The organism is Pantoea nemavictus (assembly GCF_037479095.1).
Taxonomy (GTDB): domain Bacteria; phylum Pseudomonadota; class Gammaproteobacteria; order Enterobacterales; family Enterobacteriaceae; genus Pantoea; species Pantoea nemavictus.
This window is the reverse complement of the sequence record NZ_JBBGZW010000001.1, coordinates 1501338-1519350: the sequence shown is the minus strand read 5'-3', so window position 1 is coordinate 1519350 and position 18013 is coordinate 1501338. Positions and strand designations below refer to the sequence as shown.

Genomic DNA, 18013 nt, shown 5'->3' with positions numbered 1-18013 from the left:
TAAGCTAAGTAGTTGGGGGCTTTATTGTCAATAACGGTTTATAAGTGATCCACTTTTCACCAACACTAACGGTCCAATATTGATCCACCGTTTTACTCAGGATTAGCCTCAGCTATTACTCCGGCTTTCCTTTTCTGCTTCAACCGATAACTCTCTCCTTTTATTTGCACAACATGTGAGTGATGTAAGATGCGATCAAGCATTGCTGATACCATTGCTGCATCTCCAGCGAACGTCTGATCCCATTGTCCGAACGGCAGATTTGAGGTCAGGATCATTGCACTCTTCTCATAGCGTTTCGCGATAACCTGGAAGAACAGTTTGGCTTCTTCCAGGCTGAACGGCAGGTAACCTATTGCATCTATAATGAGCAGCTTCGGGGCCATCACACCACGATGCAGCGTATTTTTGTAACGTCCCTGTCTTTGCGCCGTTGACAACTGGAGCCGCAGATCTGCGGCTGTCGTAAAGCGAACTTTGATGCCCGCTCGCACAGCTTCATAGCCCATCGCGATAGCCAGATGCGTTTTCCCCACGCCCGATGGGCCGAAAAGCACGACATTCTCATTGCGTTCTATAAAGCTCAGTGAGCGCAGCGACTGAAGCTGTTTCTGGGGGGCTCCCGTTGCGAAGGTAAAGTCATGCTCCTCGAAGGTTTTCACTGCCGGGAAGGCTGCCATGCGCGTATACATTGCCTGTTTACGCTGATGTCTCGCCAGTTTTTCCTCGTGCAGCAGGTGCTCCAGGAAGTCCATATAACTCCACTCCTGCTTGACCGCCTGCTGCGACAGTACCGGCGCGGCGCTGATAAGGCTGTCCAGCTGGAGCTGCTCTGCCAGGGACATCAGTCGTTGATGCTGCAACTCAACCATCACGCAACTCCCCGACTGAAGAAGTCGTAGGTCGACAGTGGATGATGAAGAGGATGCGTGTCGAACGTTGTCAGGCTATCTCGAACCTGTACGTCATACTGTTTTTTCTCCGGCGGGAGCGCCAGCATCGCCTGCTGTTCATCGTTCCAGCGGTCGCAGGGGCGGACTTTAATGGTTTCGTGTATGCGCTGGTTCGCCACATCGTATAACCAGCGCAGTCCATGTCGGTTCGCTGTCTCAACGTCAACAACGATGTCCATGGGCCTGAGCCGCGTCATCAGCGGGATGTAAAAGCTGTTGCGGGTATATTGCCATCCGCTCAACTTTGCCCTTGGTCTGGGCCCGGTATAGCTTACACAGCCAGGGAGAGAAGCCATTTCTTTTCCGAACTGCCAGAGTGACGGATTGAACCGGTGTCCGCCAGGCTGATAGGCATCCCGCTCCAGCACGAAAGTTTTCATGTGGTCATAAAGGATTTCCTGCGGCACGCCGCCAAAAAAGCGAAAGGCGTTGCGATGGCAGTTTTTCATCGTGTCATAGGCCATGTTGCTGGTGAATTCGATGTAGAGCATCCGGCTGTAACCCAGTACAGCAACAAAAACGTGTAATGGCATTTTGCCATTACGCATTGTTCCCCAGTCGACCTGCATCTGATGGCCCGGAGCGGTTTCAAAGCGGATAACCGGTTCGGGAGCTTCAGGTGTGACAAGTGTGCAGATATATTGCCTCAGGATCGTCATGCCCCCCTGATATCCCTGTTCGCATATTTCACGGCCAATAACGGTGGCAGGAATTTTGTGGGGATGAGCTTCACGAACGCGCTGCTGTATGTACTGACGGTACTCGTCAAGAACGGAGCTGGCAGAAGGACGAGATGAATAAACAGGAGGTTCAGACTTCGCCATTGAATGCCGGCGAACGTTATTGCGCGATAAACCCAGCTCTTTTGCGATGGCACGGCAACTCATGCCGCGCTTATGAAGGATCTTTATTTCCATACGACTCTCAAAAGTGATCATAGGCTCTCCTTATTCAGGAGAGCAGATTAACTCCTGGATCAGTTTTCAACCGTTAGAGTGGATCACTTTTGCACCGTTAGTGACACATCACATGGACGCCACGAAACCGCACCACGGGCGAGCCGTTGCAAAAAACGCCCATGCAGCGCCAGATGGAGAGCCATTTTCCTGAGCTGGCCAACGGCTTACACCTGGCCAAGTTTGCGTGCGTGGTTGCGCCGAGCGAAGCGGTTAAAAGCTGTAATTTCGCTAACCCGTTCAGGCCGCGTTATGACGTTGATCTCCAGCTGCTTGATGCAGACGGTAAACCCGACGGCACGACGCCGGTTTGTCCTGCTGTGTCGTTACCCGTGCCAATGGCGAGTAACGATTCCGGCATGTTTCAGTTTCCGCCAGAAGGCACGCTGGTAGAGGTGGGATTTAAGGGGGGCAGGCCGGATAAGCCGTTTGTTCGCCAGACCGTACCAGATGGAACCAGCTTGCCGGACTTTAAGGCAGGTGAGCAGCTACAGCAGCAGCGTGAGGAAGTTTCGCAGCGCGTCACGCAGGCAGGGGATTGGGAGCGTAAAACCGATCAGGTGATCCGTGAAACATCAATGGCGCGTGAGGTGACGGCGGACAGCGAAAAGCGCGAGCTGATCACCCGTGAAACCACGGTGAAAGCGACGGATAAAAACACGGTGATTGGAACGGCCACGCTGCTGGCCGGAGCCATTCAGCAGGTCACAACGGGCGATTTCAGCGTGGGCATCAGGGCGAATCACCTGATTACAGTGGGCGGCGACAGCGAAGCCGATATTACAGGCAAAGCAGCGATCACTGTGGGAACGGAGCTGGTTGAAAAGATTGGTCAACTGCGGCAGAGCATTGCAGGAACCCGGCAGGAAATCATTGGCCGGTTGTCTGGATTGGTTCGCCGCAGATTAATGTAGCTCCGTTGATGCTCGATACTGTGGTACTGGTGCAGCAGCTGGCAGAGCAACTGGCCAGCCATACACATCCGTCAGTAGGGCAGCCAACTAACAGCAGCGTCATTGCACAAAGCGGTGTACGTGCTGCGGAGTTGAATGCTAAATACTCGCCGATTATTGGCGCGTAAAGCGCTATGAGACTTGCTTATGATGCAGCGTAATCGTTGAGATTACTTTTTTGTTATAGGCGGTGCAGTTATCAGGAATGTCCTTGTTTATAAATGACATTGCACCGATGGTGACGTTATCGCCTATCCTTAAATCCGATCCGATTATGCAGCTGTTTGCGCCAATATCCACGTTATCGCCAATTCGGATGCACTTCTCTTTCACTTCATCAAGCTTCGCGCCAATCGTCGTATTCTGTCTAATCAGCAAGTTCTCACCGGCAACAACAATGTGCGATATGTTGATGCCGCCTGAATGCGCTATACGCAGACCCTTCCCGATACGCGCACCCAGCTGAATCTCAATTCCATAATTCTTCAGTAATCGCCGATTTAGTTTTCGTGCTAAACCCGGATTCTTGCCGCTTACGTAGAGATAGTTGGCAAGCCGCCACCAAAAATTCAGTCTACGGTCAGGGCATTTAATAGCCCTATGAATCGTGCTTACCCATGAAAACGGCCTGTCACACTTCATCACTTCCTGCTTAAGGCACTCTTTCAAATGCTCAATGTGCGATTCCATTCTAGCTCCAGCGCTGACTAATCCATTTGCGGCGCATGATAACGAAATCCTTACACTTTCGGAATGATCCCATTTTGGAAAGAGAGCGAATTTACATTGTTTTTCATGCCCTCGTCAGGCTCTCCAGAATCGATTCTAAGGCCAGCTAGGGTTGCGCCTCTCTATCTCCCTCCTTCAATAGATCGCATGAGCTACAGGCATTTGGCTGCGTAGCAGCTCAGCAAAATAATCGCCTCACTGACGAAATCGGCGCTACACCGCACCCGCCTACAAGATTTGGATCGTAAAAATTTTTCAGTTTATTTTTACTACAAACCGGTACGCCAGAGCGCGCCGCTGCTGGCTTTTTGCAAGAGTTCGCCAACTGAAAACAGTGAAAAGAATTTCAGTACTTTTCAGTTTTGTGGATCTCAATTGGATCGAGCTATGATTACATGTGTCTGAATTAAAAGGGAATTAAAGGGATTAAGTAATCTTTTGGATATCGCGTGGATCTCAGACGGCAATAAAGGCTTTGCCAGAAACTTCAGGCAGGACAAGGGCTGTGGAGATTTTAACGATTCGGGCACAACTGAAAAACACAGGAATGAAAAATACTGTTATTATGTACAGTTACAAGATTTTAATGAGGGCGACAAAATTCGAAGAATTTCGATCAATGGTGCACTATTTATTTTCATGAAACGTGGCGAAAAACTTACTCACGATGCGATCTGTAATGATGCATGGAGGCCGCAAAATAGATATTTGCTCTGGCCACGAGGTTAGATTCAAGAAGGTTGAGAACGGACAGCGTGGATGGTTACCAGTTGCAGAGAAGCCATTTGTTAATGAAGATGAAGCATAGCAGGCAGCCTTCGTACATTAGGAAAAGCAACCTGCTTATAGTCGAGTGTTTGCAAAAAACTAAAACCACTTTTTTATAAAGTGAAATTTTGAAATAATTCTTTTAAACAGTTTTTACTATGAGGTGTATTTTGAATACGATGAAGGTTTAATTCATATACAGCTTCAGATCCACGCTCGCTATTACTAGTATATCTAGTTAAGCTTATGTTGCAGTTGAATTTGATAGTAAACCTATATCCCGAGATATCCTCATATTCTATTTTAAGGATACCAGCATCCATTTCTGTTAGCATCATATCAGTAATCGACATAAGGCTCTCAAATTTGTTGATCGTTAGAATAGGGATGATAAAGGGCAATAAGAGAGTTGATGGAGTGTCGTCTTGAGTAATTGGTATTATATATTCAAGGCCAGAATATACTTTCCTGACTGAATAAGATTTGAAAGTGTTTTTATTAAAAAAAGAAAAGTAGAAAATATCATGTTTATTGTCGTCTTCCATAAATACGGATTTATTTAGCCTCTCTTCGCGACTGGAAGAATGAAATGCTTCCACTGGATGAATGTCTGTTTCCGAGAATCCACATGCTTTTAAAGCGTTTCGAAAATCGAAATTCCAACTATATTTCAAATTTAATGCAGTTCCTAAGCCAACATTTTTTATTGGAACCTTGAAAAAATGTATTGAGTCTTGGTCTTTAGGTGAGACTGAAAATATTTCATCAGACTTGCTAACAACAGGGATTTTTATGCTAGCAACGATTAATTGTGGTTTGGTTAAAGTTGTTCTTTGCAACTTCGATTGAATGACAGCAAAAGCAGCGGCAAGTGCTGAAAATACTGCAGCCAATAGTCCTACAATTGCAATCCAATTTTGTGATGTCACTATTACTTCCTCTTATCTAATAATAATAAACGTTGCCAGTGCCGTGGTTCAATTAAATGAAAGTACTACATTTGAATAATTAGTCGTCTTTTTCAAATTTATAATTGCAGTAACCACACAAACCATCGTTGATTTGATCATCTTGATTAAGTGATTCGCCACAGAATTTGCAATGGTTATAATCTAATCCCTCTCCGCACCACCTGCACTCTTGCTCACTAATTATAAATGTTCCATTATCACAACACATACAATCTTCATATGTAGGTTCATCCCCATCAGGAATCCAATAGAAGTTTGCGTTCTCAAAGGAGTTAATTAAGATGGGTTTAAAGTCTGTTTTGCATGCGCAGCTTATACATACATATTTAAAATCATTGTCACTTTCAACTTGAAGCCCTTCATCAAGACTTTCGCTACATGCTTTTACTAGCTTGGAACCACATGCCTCACAAATACAGCCTGCTAAATATTCCACCATACCATAGGGTAAGCCTGCATCATCCCAAGAAGTTAAAGCTTCTTCTTGCTGTTGAAGAAAGAATGCATGGTGTTTGAGCATTATTTCCCAATGTTGACCTAATATTTCAGTTGGTGAAGCTTTTAGCTCATTTGTAATGAAGTCTCTTATTACAGGGAATAAATCAGCAACAAAACTTGCAACCTCACCTAGAGTATTCTGGGGGTGCAGATGCTCTAAATGATTACGACAATCTTGAAGTTTATCAATTACTGGCCAGTTGACATTAATTTCGAATTGCTTAAACCGATCTTTTATACCCTGTGTATCAATTGTAGTAGATTTAAACTTACCTACAGGTATCCATTCAACGCCGCCTTCTCCGTCAGGATGAGGTAACACTTTTTGAGGTGGATTAAAGATTAATTTGTAGGCATCCTCCTCTGAGTCTACTGAAGTTGCGATTTTATACTTAAATAGGAGCAACATCCCTGCATAAAGATTTCTAACTGAAGAAAGCGCGCGTGAGGGATTTCCTCCATCATCTTTTGTTTTTTGAGATATTTGAAAATCCTCTAATCCAAGCTGAATTGAGATAACGGCATTATCGAAAAGTTTTGCTGCGTCCAAAGTATTATTGCTTGCATTACTCATGAGTAAAGAGTCCTTGATTGAAACCCTATGGATAACATGTCGACTTAATGCACATTAGTAAAATCTTCAATAGGCGGGCTGTGATAACAAGATGCAGCATTTACTACATTTAGCCAGGAAATTTGAGCAATGACGTATGGCAAACTCAGTGCGACAGTTTTGCGACAAACTGGAATGAAAAAACAAAAAAGCCACCCTTATAGGTGGCCTAACTGCATGATTAAAATCACTTAATTTGGTGGCCCCTGCTGGGTTTGAACCAGCGACCAAGCGATTATGAGTCGCCTGCTCTAACCACTGAGCTAAGGGGCCAGCGGAGCGGGGATTATAGAGTATCTTGTTGGGGTGATCCAGAGTTCGCCATTTGGATGGCGAAAATTACAGCAATGGCTGAGCCCTTGATCTCAAAAAGAAAAATCCATTATCGCCCGCTTTAACGCGCATATAGCGCTCAATCATCATCGCTTTTTGAGACCATGCTGACTAAAAAGGTCATCATTGCTACAAATAACGCGATGCTGGCTTGTTCAATGAAATAAAAGGCAATATTGCGCGGCGTGCGTCATCGTAAGTCTGCCAAAGGCCCATGTCTTCCACTGATGGGATGGTCACTAGCTCGCCGGCATCAAGTCCATGCAGGGCCGCTGAGACTAAATCATCTACCTCCATCAGCATTTCTGCGGGAAGGTCATTGATAGATTTACCCGCGCGTTCGAAGATCTCGGTACGCGTCAGACCGGGCAACACAGCCTGCATACGCACGCCACTTTCGGCTAATTCACGATGCATATTGCGCGTTAGGGAAAGGACATAAGCTTTGCTGGCGTTATACGCGCCATTCGCAGACTCATTTACCAATGCTAATACCGATGCAATATTCACGATTGTACCGTTATGGCGCGCTCGAAAGGCCTGCACGGCACTGTGAGCCAGCTGTGTTAGTGCAACGATGTTTAGGGTCAGCATGGTTTGTATTTTTGCGATATCACCATCAACAAATTCGCCTTCTACCGTCATGCCAGCGTTGTTAACCAGTAGCGTGATCAGCTTATTTTCCTGAATTTCCCGAACGACTTTTTGCACATCATCCTGATGCGTTAGGTCTGCAGTCAATACGCTGACCTCCACGCCGTGCGCCTCGCGCAGAGATCGTGCCAATTGATTAAGTCTGGCTTCATCGCGTGCCACCAGAATCAGGTTGCTTCCGCGTGCTGCTAGCTGTTTGGCATAGGTGGCGCCAATACCACTTGATGCGCCGGTAATCAAAGCCAGTTGTTGTGACATGTTAGGTTCCTCGAGATGATGGTTATCATATTTGCGTAGGCTAATATGACGATCATAATATTTACCGTCAAGCTGGAATATGATGATCGTAATAATTACACTGATTGCCATAAGCGATGAGTGAGGGAAGTGGAGATGGAAAAGCTGAGCCACAAAGCACGTACGCGGCAGCGCATCTTGAATGAGGCAGCGGTGGTGATGCGCGAGAGCGGTACTGAAAGCATTGGCGTAGCCGCGCTGATGAAGCGCGTAGGCTTAACGCACGGTGGTTTTTACGCGCATTTCACTTCACGTGAGGATTTGGTACAAGCCGTGATTGCAGAGATGTTTGCCGATTCAGCCCGCCGCTTCGCTGCTATTACTGCCCTAAAAGATCCACTGGAACGATTTAATCAGCTGATTGATAGCTACCTGTCAGAGCAGCATTGTGACTCGCCGGGTGAAGGCTGCCCGCTACCTGCGCTGGTGAGTGAAATGGCGCATCTGCCATTGGATGCGCGCACGCTGTTTTCTCAGCAGCGTGCAGCGATGCGACAGCGTTTAGCGCAGACGCTACGTGAGCTTAATCACCCGCAAGCAGATGACGCCGCAACGACGATTCTGACTGAGATGGTCGGGGCAGTGGCGCTGGCTCGTTCTTGTGCTGATAAAAAGGAAGCAGGAAATTTGCTGGCGCTCAGCCGTCGTTCCGTGAAACAACGTGCCGGAGTGGAGACACCATGAGTGAGCACGATATCCGCGATATCATCGCGCCCGATTTGCAGGTGCTGTTTTGTGGTATCAATCCGGGAAAATCATCAGCACATACCGGTTATCACTTCGCGCATCCTGGCAATCGCTTCTGGAAAGTAATCTATCAGGCGGGATTCACCCGGGAGTTACTTAAGCCCGAGCAGGAGCAGCGCCTAATGGAAACCGGCTGTGGTATCACCATGCTGGTGGAGCGTCCGACGGTGCAGGCCAACGAACTGGATGGTGATGAGTTACGTGACGGTGGTTCGCGTTTGCAGCACAAGATTTTGCATTATCAACCGCGCGCGTTGGCGGTATTGGGCAAGGACGCCTTTCAGAAAGCGTTTCGTCAGCGCAAAGTGGAGTGGGGCGAGCAGCCGCAAATGTTGGGTAAGACGCGATTATGGGTGTTGCCCAATCCCAGCGGTCTAAATCGTGCGACGCTGGAAGAGATGGCGGCATCCTATCGTCAGCTGCATGATTGGCTACAGGGCAATAGGTAAAAATGCGGTTCTGCAGATAATAAAAAACCCCGGCAAGCCGGGGTTTTTCGTCTCGATGCTGATTAATCGTCGAGGAAGCTACGCAGCACTTCAGAGCGGCTTGGATGACGCAGTTTACGCAGCGCCTTCGCTTCAATCTGACGAATACGCTCACGCGTTACGTCAAACTGTTTGCCTACCTCTTCCAGCGTGTGGTCGGTGTTCATATCGATACCGAAACGCATACGCAGAACTTTCGCTTCACGCGCGGTCAGGCCAGCCAGCACATCGTGGGTGGCTGAGCGCAGGCTTTCCGAGGTAGCGGAATCCAGCGGCAGCTCCAGCGTGGTGTCTTCGATAAAATCGCCCAGATGCGAATCTTCATCATCACCAATCGGCGTCTCCATCGAGATAGGCTCTTTAGCGATTTTCAGCACTTTGCGGATCTTATCTTCTGGCATCAGCATGCGTTCGGCCAGCTCTTCAGGCGTCGGTTCACGACCCATCTCTTGCAGCATCTGACGCGAGATACGATTGAGTTTGTTGATGGTCTCAATCATATGCACCGGAATACGGATGGTACGTGCCTGGTCAGCGATGGAACGGGTGATAGCCTGACGAATCCACCAGGTGGCGTAAGTTGAGAACTTATAACCACGACGGTATTCAAACTTATCAACCGCTTTCATCAGGCCGATGTTGCCTTCCTGAATCAGATCGAGGAACTGCAGACCACGGTTGGTGTATTTCTTAGCGATAGAAATAACCAGACGCAAGTTTGCTTCAACCATCTCTTTCTTCGCACGACGCGCTTTGGCCTCGCCGATAGACATGCGACGGTTAATGTCTTTGACCTGCTCGATAGTCAAGCCGGTTTCTTCTTCGATCTGCTGCAATTTGTACAGCGAACGATTCACATCATCTTCAACTTCGAGCAGTTTTTCCGACCAAGGCTTATTCATGGCCAGCGCGGCTTTGAACCAGCTTGGATTGGTTTCATTGCCGGTAAACAGCGTGATGAAGTTCTTCTTCGGCATTTTGCACAGTTCAATACACAGCTTCATGATCAGGCGCTCTTGCGTACGCACGCGCTCCATCATTTCACGCATATTGTTCACCAGGTAATCGAATTGCTTCGGTACCAAGCGGAACTGCTTAAATACTTCAGACAGATTTTGGATTTCAGCGACGGCGTCTGCGTGGCTGCGACCTTTAGCTTTAATTACGGTACGCGTTGTTTCGTACTGCGTACGCAGGTCACCAAACTTCTCGCGAGCCAGTTCTGGGTCGATGGAGTTGTCATCATCAGAACTGTCGTCATCCTCTTCGTCTTCTTCTTCATCATCATCGCGATCTTCCTGCGATAACTCAGAACCAACGTGAGTCGCGGTCGGCGCAATATCTTCTTCGGCGTTAGGATCGATAAAGCCGATGATTAAATCAGACAGGCGAGAGTCGCCCGCTTCTACGCGATCGTACTGATCGAGCAAATAGGTGATCGCTTCCGGATATTCGGCAACAGAGCATTGAACCTGGTTGATACCGTCTTCGATGCGCTTAGCGATGTCAATTTCGCCTTCACGCGTCAGCAGTTCAACGGTACCCATTTCACGCATATACATGCGCACAGGGTCGGTGGTACGGCCAATTTCAGATTCAACACTGGATAAAACCTGAGCGGCGGCTTCTGCAGCATCTTCGTCAGTATCGGAGCTGTTTTCATTCAGGATCAGGTCATCAGCATCAGGCGCTTCTTCAACGACCTGAATACCCATGTCATTAATCATCTGAATGATGTCTTCGATCTGATCGGAGTCGACGATATCTTCCGGCAGATGGTCATTGACCTCAGCATAGGTCAGATAGCCTTGCTCCTTACCACGGGTGACAAGTAGCTTAAGCTGTGACTGCGGGTTTTGCTCCATAAGACGGTATCCACACTTCTGTTAATTAGATTGGTGTCGGTCGGCGCGAGCCAACTATAACAGTGAAGGCGTTGTGTTTTTGCCGCTGCCTACATCGCGGCCAGGGCCTTTGCCCTCATATAATCGGCACTTAAGCCGCTTGTGTTCGTTCCGAGGCTAACTTACTTGCCATTTTCAGCGCTGGCAGTGCTCGCAATCCTCACGTACTTCAGTACGCTCCGGGTGCTGCGCGCTGGCAGCACTGAAACTGGCTGCGACGTTAACGCCTCTAAATCTTGAGCTGTTTGTTTTCCGGTTCGCTTATCGCGTCTAATAATCCGGAAATGACTGAGCCAGAATGCGGTTTTTAACGTGCTTGCAGTTCTGACCGAGTTAAAATCTTATTTTTTTGCTAATGCCTGGCTTAAAGCCCAGAACTCGCGGCGTTCGATGGCGCTTAAGCCTTCTGTTCGCTCGCGGGCGATCAGCGCTTCAAGACGCTGTTCAAGCGCGGAATCATAAATGCTGGCCAGTGAATCCTGGAACACTTCTTCCGCCTCTTCATCCACTATCATGTGGTTCCAGGTGGCCAGTGTTTCAAGGGGCTGGCTAAAATTTGTCCCGCGATATAACTCTAGTAGCTGTCCGGTAGTCAGGCCAGGATTCTCTGTACAACGGCTGACTAACTCCACAAATAGCGGTAAACCTGCCATTTTCGACTGCTCCAGTCCATCCAGCGTCGGTACGATGGAGGCGAACTGTGGATTCTGCACTAATAACGCAATCAGCACGCGCATGGTGGTACGCTTCAGCGGTGGTGCAGTGGGCAGCGCGCCACTTTCGGCCAGCTTCGGCATCAGCTTGTCTAACTGGTTATCGTCAAGAATACCGAGTTTATTACCCAGAGTTTGGCGCATATAAATACGCAGCGTTTCACCGGGAATCTGACTAATCAGCGGTAACGCAAGTGTCGCCAGCTTGGTCTTACCATCGCGGGTACTCAAATCTACCTGCGACATCAGGCTGTCGAACAAAAACGTGGAGAGCGGTGTAGCCTGCTCCATCCGCGCTTCAAAGGCTTCTTTGCCCTCTTTGCGTACCAGCGTGTCCGGATCTTCGCCATCGGGCAAAAACATAAAGCGTAGCTGACGACCATCATTCATGTAAGGCAATGCGGTTTCGAGCGTACGCCATGCTGCTTCGCGTCCGGCGCGGTCGCCGTCATAACAGCAAATCACGGTATCCGTTGAGCGGTACAGCAGCTGAACGTGCTCAGCGGTAGTCGAAGTGCCCAGCGATGCTACGGCATAATCGATGCCAAATTGCGCGAGCGCCACCACGTCCATATAACCTTCAACAACCAGCAAACGCGCAGGCTGCGGATGATTTTTTTGCGCTTCATAAAGTCCGTATAACTGGCGGCCTTTATGGAAAATCGGTGTTTCAGGTGAGTTCAGATACTTCGGCGTATCGTTGCCCAGCACGCGACCACCAAAACCAATGACGCGGCCGCGCTTATCGCGGATAGGGAACATCACGCGATCGCGGAAACGATCATAGGTGCGGCCTGAGTCATTGCTGACCAGCATGCCGGCTTCCATCAGTGATTCGCGATCGTCTTTTTGCTGACCAAAACGCTTCAGTGCATTATCCCAGCCGGCGGGCGCATAGCCGATAGCAAAGTGATCGATCACTTCCTGGCTGAGTCCGCGCGTGGCGAGATATTTCTGGGCAGATTGCGCTTGCGGATTACGCAGGCTCTGTTGATAAAAGCCGTTCAGGCCTTCCAGCAACTGATAAAGACTTTGACGCTGATGGCGCTCCATCGGGCTAGGACCGTTGCCCGCTTCATACGGCACTTCTAAGCCGTGAAGCGTGGCCAGCTCCTCAACGCTCTCAACAAATTCCAGACGATCGTGATTCATCAGGAAATCGATGGCGTTGCCCTTGGCACCACAGCCAAAGCAGTAATAAAACTGCTTCTCACCGCTTACGGTGAAAGAGGGCGTTTTTTCGTTATGAAAAGGACAGCACGCGTGATAATTCTTACCCTGCTTTTTCAGCTTAACGCGGGCATCGATAATATCCACGATGTCCGTGCGGGCAAGTAAGTCGTTGATAAATATGCGTGGAATTCGTCCAGCCATAAGCCCCGATTTTTCAGCTCATAAACGACAACAAGCCGCGCTTCCTTTCGGAAAGCACGGCCTTTTACTTGACTCTGTCTGCGTTTATCACGCGGCGGAAGCGAACTTCCGCAAGAAATTAGTACAGACGAGTGCGGCGTGCGTTTTCGCGAGCCAGTTTCTTGGCGTGACGCTTAACTGCAGATGCTTTAGCGCGCTTACGCTCAGTGGTAGGCTTCTCGTAGAACTCACGGCTACGAACTTCTGCCAAAACACCTGCTTTCTCGCATGAACGCTTGAAGCGACGCAGTGCTACGTCGAACGGCTCGTTTTCACGTACTTTAATTACCGGCATGTAACTCTTACCTCGATAAAATTCGGTTTTTGCTGCTGACTGCGGCGCCAGCACATTTCAAAATGGTGCAGCATTTTACTCCAGCCGCGGCTGACTTGTAAAGCACCATGTATAATTTAGAACCAACAGGGGCATTTGTCATCGCGGCTGCCGGTTTTTTCAGGCCGTGGAGTATAGCGCACTCTTTATGCGACAGAAAAACACTTTTTCCTGGCCAAAGTCTCTGGGGTGTGATTTGCCTGTGCTACACTGCGCGCCGCAAGAAGAGGGTGATAAAAGCTATGCGAGTTCTGGGTATTGAAACGTCCTGCGATGAAACCGGCATCGCGATTTATGACGATGCGTCCGGTCTGCTGGCAAATCAATTATATAGCCAGGTCAAACTGCATGCCGATTACGGCGGCGTGGTGCCGGAACTGGCATCGCGCGACCACGTGCGTAAAACCGTGCCGCTGATTCAGGCGGCACTAAAAGAAGCGGGTCTTGAGCCACAACAAATTGATGGTGTTGCCTATACGGCTGGACCGGGCCTGGTCGGTGCGTTGTTGGTGGGGGCAACCATTGGCCGTGCGTTGGCGTTCGCCTGGAATGTGCCGGCGGTGCCGGTCCATCATATGGAAGGGCATCTGCTGGCGCCGATGCTGGAAGAGAATCCGCCTGAATTCCCATTTGTGGCGCTGCTGGTTTCCGGCGGTCACACGCAGTTAATCAGCGTGACCGGTATTGGCGAATATACTTTGCTGGGCGAATCGATTGATGATGCAGCCGGTGAAGCGTTTGATAAAACCGCCAAGCTGCTCGGTCTGGATTATCCCGGCGGGCCAATGTTGTCGCGTATGGCGCAGCAGGGCACGGCAAACCGCTTCAAATTCCCGCGTCCGATGACCGATCGTCCGGGGCTGGATTTTAGCTTCTCCGGGCTAAAAACCTTTGCGGCGAATACCATTCGCGAGCATCAGGGCGACGAACAAGCACGTGCTGATATTGCTCGCGCGTTTGAAGATGCGGTGGTCGATACCTTAATGATTAAGTGCAAACGCGCGCTGGAGCAGACCGGTTTTAAACGTTTGGTGATTGCCGGCGGCGTCAGTGCCAACCGCACGCTGCGTGAGCGGATGGCCGAAATGATGCAAAAGCGCGGTGGCGAAGTGTTTTACGCGCGCCCTGAGTTTTGCACGGATAATGGCGCGATGATCGCTTACGCCGGCATGGTGCGGCTGAAAGGGGGCACGCGTGGAGAACTTGGCGTCAGCGTGCGACCGCGTTGGCCGCTATCCGAATTGCCCGCCATCTAAAACGAAAAAAACCGGCTTCGCGCCGGTTTCTTTATTTCTTCTTCTTCCGTTTCCAGATTTTCGTTTCCTGTCCGCGCCACAGGCGTTGAATGTTGTCGTGATGTCGCAACAGAATCAAACAGGAGAGCATGGAGACGGGGAAGGTAAATTGCGGTTTAAACCACCACACATAAAACGGTGCGATCAGCGCACTGACAATAGCGCCAAGCGATGAATAGCCGCTCAGCAGTACCGTTAACAGCCAGGTACCGGTCATCAATCCCGTTAAATCCCAGCCAATCGGCGCAATTGCGCCAAATGCGGTCGCTACGCCTTTACCGCCGCGAAAACGAAAGAATACCGGATAAATATGACCAAGGCAGGCGGCAATCGCCGTCAGTCCAAGATAGAGGGGCGCAACGTGCAGCAGGTAGGCGATCCACACTGGGAGCATGCCTTTCGCCACGTCGAAAATAAGTACCGCCGCAGCGGCAGCTTTGCCACCAATGCGCAAAACGTTGGTAGCGCCAGGGTTGCCTGAGCCTTGCGAGCGCGGATCGGGTAAACCAGCCAGTTTACAAACCAGTATCGCACTGGAAATCGAACCGCAAAGATACGCGAAAATAATCATACCAAGCGCGATAGCACTCATAGCTTCGTACCGTTCCTTTTGGGTCGTTTTGTTCTCGATAAGCGTGGATAATACGCATAATCCGCCGGAAGTGGTATCCGGCTTAGCCAAAAACAGAGACTGACATCATGGATATCGTATTTATCGAGCAGCTTACCGTGTTCACGACTATTGGCGTTTACGACTGGGAGCAGGGCATGCAGCAGAAGCTTGTGCTCGATGTCGAACTAGCCTGGGATAACCGCCAGGCCGCCGCCAGCGACGATGTGAATGATTGCCTGAGCTATGCCGATGTGACTGAAGCAATCCTCAATCATCTGCAAGGCCAGCGTTTTGCCCTCGTTGAAAGGGTAGCGGAAGAAATCGCCGTTCTGTTGATGAATCGTTTCAAAACGCCTGGAGTGCGCATAAAGGTAGCAAAACCGGGGGCTATCGCCCAAGCGGGCAGCGTTGGCGTGCGTATTGAACGCGGGACTATTCCGAAATAAATCTTCCGTGATTGCCATCACAATGAAACCAAACCAAATTATGGTGTGTCTCACTTGAGGCCGCTGCGCTAACTAACAGATCGTGCCCGAATTTCTTAAGGTTTCCTTCAGCGTGGCGCAGGCATAATTTCAGGCGGTAGCCCTTTGCGACCGCCTTTTTACTGTTTAAAACGGATAGAGGAAATAATTTTGATGGCAGACATTCATCAGCTTTGGGTAGCTGCAATCCTGGGGATTGTAGAAGGCCTCACGGAATTCCTGCCGGTCTCTTCCACGGGCCATATGATTATCGTTGGCCACCTGCTGGGCTTTGAAGGCGAAACTGCAGAAACCTTCGAAGTGGTGATTCAGCTGGGTTCAATCCTGGCGGTGGTGGTGATGTTCTGGCGTCGCCTGTTTGGCTTGATCGGCATCCACTTCGGTGAGGTTAAGCACGAAGGCGTCGGCACCGGGAAATTGACGCTGATTCATATTCTGCTGGGTATGGTGCCGGCGGTGGTGATTGGTCTGCTGCTGCACGATCAAATCAAAACGCTGTTTAACCCGATCAATGTGATGTACGCGCTGGTTGTCGGTGGTGTCCTGCTGTTGGTCGCGGAATATTTCAAGCCAAAGCAACCGAAAGCCGTCGGCGTGGACGATATCACTTATCGCCAGGCGTTTATGATTGGCTGCTTCCAGTGTCTGGCGCTGTGGCCGGGCTTCTCACGCTCGGGTGCAACGATTTCAGGCGGTATGCTGATGGGCGTGAGTCGCTATGCGGCGTCGGAGTTCTCGTTCATTCTGGCGGTGCCGATGATGATTGGCGCTACCGGCCTCGATCTCTATAAGAGCCTCGGATTCCTGACGATGCAGGATCTCCCGATGTTTGCCGTTGGTTTTGTCACCGCCTTCATTGTGGCGCTGCTGGCAATCAAAGTGTTCCTGGAACTGATCAAGCGTATTTCGTTTGTCTCTTTCGCCATCTACCGCTTTATTGTCGCGGCAGTGGTTTACGCCATCTTTATGTAATGCGTAACACGCGGCCAGTTAAGCTGGCCGCGTGTTAATCAACTCCGCTTGCAGCACCGCAACACGTCGACGCGTTAACTCTTCCCGCACTTCTGCCCCTTTAAAGCCTGCGGCCACCACATCTTTGGTTGGCACGGCTTGCGCCAGCGTAAACGCCTGACGTAAATAGTCACCTTGCGGATAAGCCATACTTTCCAGACCTGCACGACCGCGCGCATCGGCTTCACTGGTCAGCGCCATCTTTTCCACACGATCGGGCTTGCGCCATGCATCAATACGATCAAACAACGCGATTAGCGCCTCAGCCGGCTGACGCTCAATGGTGTGCACCACATCGTGGAATTCGGTTACCACTAACGCTAAATCACGCACCTGATTGGGCACACGCAGGCGCTGGCACAGCGCTTCAACCAGCGGTACACCCGCCAGGCCATGACCATGATGACTCGGCCATTTCTCTGGAGGCGTTAGCGCTTTGCCAATATCGTGGAATAGCGTGGCGAAACGCACGTCAAGTTGATCGGAAAGCGCAGCCGAGAGGGTGAGCGTCATCAGCGCATGCACGCCAGTATCAATTTCGGGATGCCACTTAATCGGTGCTGGAATGCCGTACAGATTATCGATTTCCGGGAACAGCACCTGCAACGCACCGCAATCACGCAGCACCTGGAAATAGACCTGTGGATTACGCGTCAGCAGCGCTTTTTCCGTCTCTTTCCACACACGTTCGGCGGTGAGATGCGCCAGTTCGCCACTGCTGGCCATTTCACGCATTAGCGCCTGAGTTTCATCTGCAATGCGGAAATTAAGGTGGGCAAAGCGGGCGGCAAAACGCGCCACGCGTAATACACGCAGCGGATCTTCATTGAAGGCGGCGGAAACATGGCGCAGCAGGCGTTGAGCTAAATCGCGTTGGCCACCATAAGGATCGATGAGTTCGCCGCTGTCGCTTTGTGCGATGGCGTTGATAGTGAGATCGCGGCGCTGTAAATCTTGCTCCAGCGTGACATCTGGCGCGAATTGGGTCACAAACCCGGTGTAACCGTTACCGCTTTTGCGCTCGGTACGTGCCAACGCATACTCTTCACGGCTACGCGGATGCAGGAAAACCGGAAAATCCCGCCCAACTTGCTGATAACCTTCAGCCAGCATCATATCGGGCGTAGCGCCCACCACGACCCAATCTCTATCTTTTACCGGCAAACGCAGTAAGGCATCGCGCACTGCGCCACCGACCAGAAACGTCTTCACTCAACCACTCCAGAGGCAAATCAGAAATTGCGTGCTCAACACGCTTGTTACTTTATTGTTGCATACTTTGGCT

Annotated in this window: 16 protein-coding genes, 1 tRNA gene and 1 pseudogene; 6 read left to right on the top strand and 12 right to left on the bottom strand. The window is 50.0% G+C overall.

The window, feature by feature from the left end; all coding sequences use genetic code 11:
• Positions 1-92: 92 nt before the first annotated feature.
• On the bottom strand, positions 93-872 hold the full coding sequence (istB, locus tag WH298_RS06835; protein WP_180822527.1) for an IS21-like element helper ATPase IstB: 780 nt from the start codon (positions 870-872) through the stop codon (positions 93-95).
• Positions 872-1891, bottom strand: a complete 1020-nt coding sequence (gene istA, locus WH298_RS06830; RefSeq protein ID WP_238344418.1) for an IS21 family transposase — start codon at positions 1889-1891, stop codon at positions 872-874. The genes istB and istA overlap by 1 nt, the downstream gene beginning before the upstream one ends.
• Before the next feature lie 86 nt (positions 1892-1977).
• Between istA and WH298_RS06825 the strand changes: the two are divergent.
• A pseudogene (locus tag WH298_RS06825) lies at positions 1978-2990 on the top strand (hypothetical protein); the annotation flags it as partial.
• Positions 2991-2994: 4 nt separating this feature from the next.
• On the opposite strand, the gene WH298_RS06820 reads toward WH298_RS06825, so the two are convergent.
• The 5 genes from WH298_RS06820 to WH298_RS06800 all read right to left on the bottom strand — a co-directional run bounded on the left by WH298_RS06820 (position 2995) and on the right by WH298_RS06800 (position 7686).
• Positions 2995-3552: a serine acetyltransferase gene (locus WH298_RS06820; protein WP_180822526.1), complete on the bottom strand. Its 558-nt coding sequence runs from the start codon at positions 3550-3552 to the stop codon at positions 2995-2997.
• Positions 3553-4472: 920 nt separating this feature from the next.
• Positions 4473-5288 (bottom strand): hypothetical protein, encoded by an 816-nt coding sequence (locus tag WH298_RS06815; protein ID WP_180822525.1) that lies wholly within the window; start codon positions 5286-5288, stop codon positions 4473-4475.
• A 79-nt stretch (positions 5289-5367) separates the two neighbouring features.
• On the bottom strand, positions 5368-6402 hold the full coding sequence (locus WH298_RS06810) for a hypothetical protein (protein WP_180822524.1): 1035 nt from the start codon (positions 6400-6402) through the stop codon (positions 5368-5370).
• Positions 6403-6638: 236 nt separating this feature from the next.
• A tRNA-Ile gene (locus WH298_RS06805) sits at positions 6639-6714 on the bottom strand.
• Between the two features lie 189 nt (positions 6715-6903).
• Complete coding sequence (locus WH298_RS06800) at positions 6904-7686, bottom strand: SDR family NAD(P)-dependent oxidoreductase (RefSeq protein WP_180822523.1); 783 nt, start codon at positions 7684-7686, stop codon at positions 6904-6906.
• Between the two features lie 135 nt (positions 7687-7821).
• Between WH298_RS06800 and WH298_RS06795 the strand changes: the two genes are divergently transcribed.
• Both WH298_RS06795 and mug read left to right on the top strand, forming a co-directional pair.
• Positions 7822-8409, top strand: a complete 588-nt coding sequence (locus WH298_RS06795; RefSeq protein ID WP_180822522.1) for a TetR/AcrR family transcriptional regulator — start codon at positions 7822-7824, stop codon at positions 8407-8409.
• Positions 8406-8921: a G/U mismatch-specific DNA glycosylase gene (mug, locus tag WH298_RS06790; RefSeq protein WP_009127646.1), complete on the top strand. Its 516-nt coding sequence runs from the start codon at positions 8406-8408 to the stop codon at positions 8919-8921. The genes WH298_RS06795 and mug overlap by 4 nt, the downstream gene beginning before the upstream one ends.
• A gap of 62 nt (positions 8922-8983) precedes the next feature.
• Here the strand turns inward: mug and rpoD are convergent, their stop codons facing one another.
• From rpoD to rpsU, 3 genes are all read right to left on the bottom strand, one after another.
• Positions 8984-10825 carry an RNA polymerase sigma factor RpoD gene (gene rpoD / locus WH298_RS06785; RefSeq protein ID WP_009127647.1) on the bottom strand — a complete coding sequence of 614 codons (1842 nt, stop codon included), beginning with the start codon at positions 10823-10825 and terminating at the stop codon, positions 8984-8986.
• A 380-nt stretch (positions 10826-11205) separates the two neighbouring features.
• Positions 11206-12951: a DNA primase gene (dnaG, locus tag WH298_RS06780; RefSeq protein WP_180822521.1), complete on the bottom strand. Its 1746-nt coding sequence runs from the start codon at positions 12949-12951 to the stop codon at positions 11206-11208.
• Between the two features lie 118 nt (positions 12952-13069).
• A complete protein-coding gene (rpsU, locus tag WH298_RS06775; protein ID WP_008103436.1) occupies positions 13070-13285 on the bottom strand; it encodes a 30S ribosomal protein S21 in 216 nt (71 codons plus the stop codon).
• A 281-nt stretch (positions 13286-13566) separates the two neighbouring features.
• On the opposite strand from rpsU, the gene tsaD reads away from it, so the two are divergent.
• Positions 13567-14580: a tRNA (adenosine(37)-N6)-threonylcarbamoyltransferase complex transferase subunit TsaD gene (tsaD, locus tag WH298_RS06770; protein ID WP_009127654.1), complete on the top strand. Its 1014-nt coding sequence runs from the start codon at positions 13567-13569 to the stop codon at positions 14578-14580.
• Between the two features lie 31 nt (positions 14581-14611).
• On the opposite strand, the gene plsY is transcribed toward tsaD, so the two are convergent.
• Positions 14612-15211, bottom strand: coding sequence for a glycerol-3-phosphate 1-O-acyltransferase PlsY (gene plsY / locus WH298_RS06765; RefSeq protein ID WP_009127656.1), 600 nt, complete (start codon positions 15209-15211; stop codon positions 14612-14614).
• A gap of 107 nt (positions 15212-15318) precedes the next feature.
• Between plsY and folB the strand changes: the two genes are divergently transcribed.
• A complete protein-coding gene (folB, locus tag WH298_RS06760; protein WP_009127658.1) occupies positions 15319-15678 on the top strand; it encodes a bifunctional dihydroneopterin aldolase/7,8-dihydroneopterin epimerase in 360 nt (119 codons plus the stop codon).
• A gap of 192 nt (positions 15679-15870) precedes the next feature.
• Entirely contained in the window at positions 15871-16689 is an 819-nt protein-coding gene (bacA, locus tag WH298_RS06755; protein ID WP_049850610.1) for an undecaprenyl-diphosphate phosphatase, read from the top strand.
• Positions 16690-16707: 18 nt separating this feature from the next.
• Here bacA and WH298_RS06750 read toward each other — a convergent pair whose 3' ends face one another.
• Positions 16708-17940, bottom strand: a complete 1233-nt coding sequence (locus WH298_RS06750; protein WP_180822520.1) for a multifunctional CCA addition/repair protein — start codon at positions 17938-17940, stop codon at positions 16708-16710.
• Positions 17941-18013 lie beyond the last annotated feature (73 nt).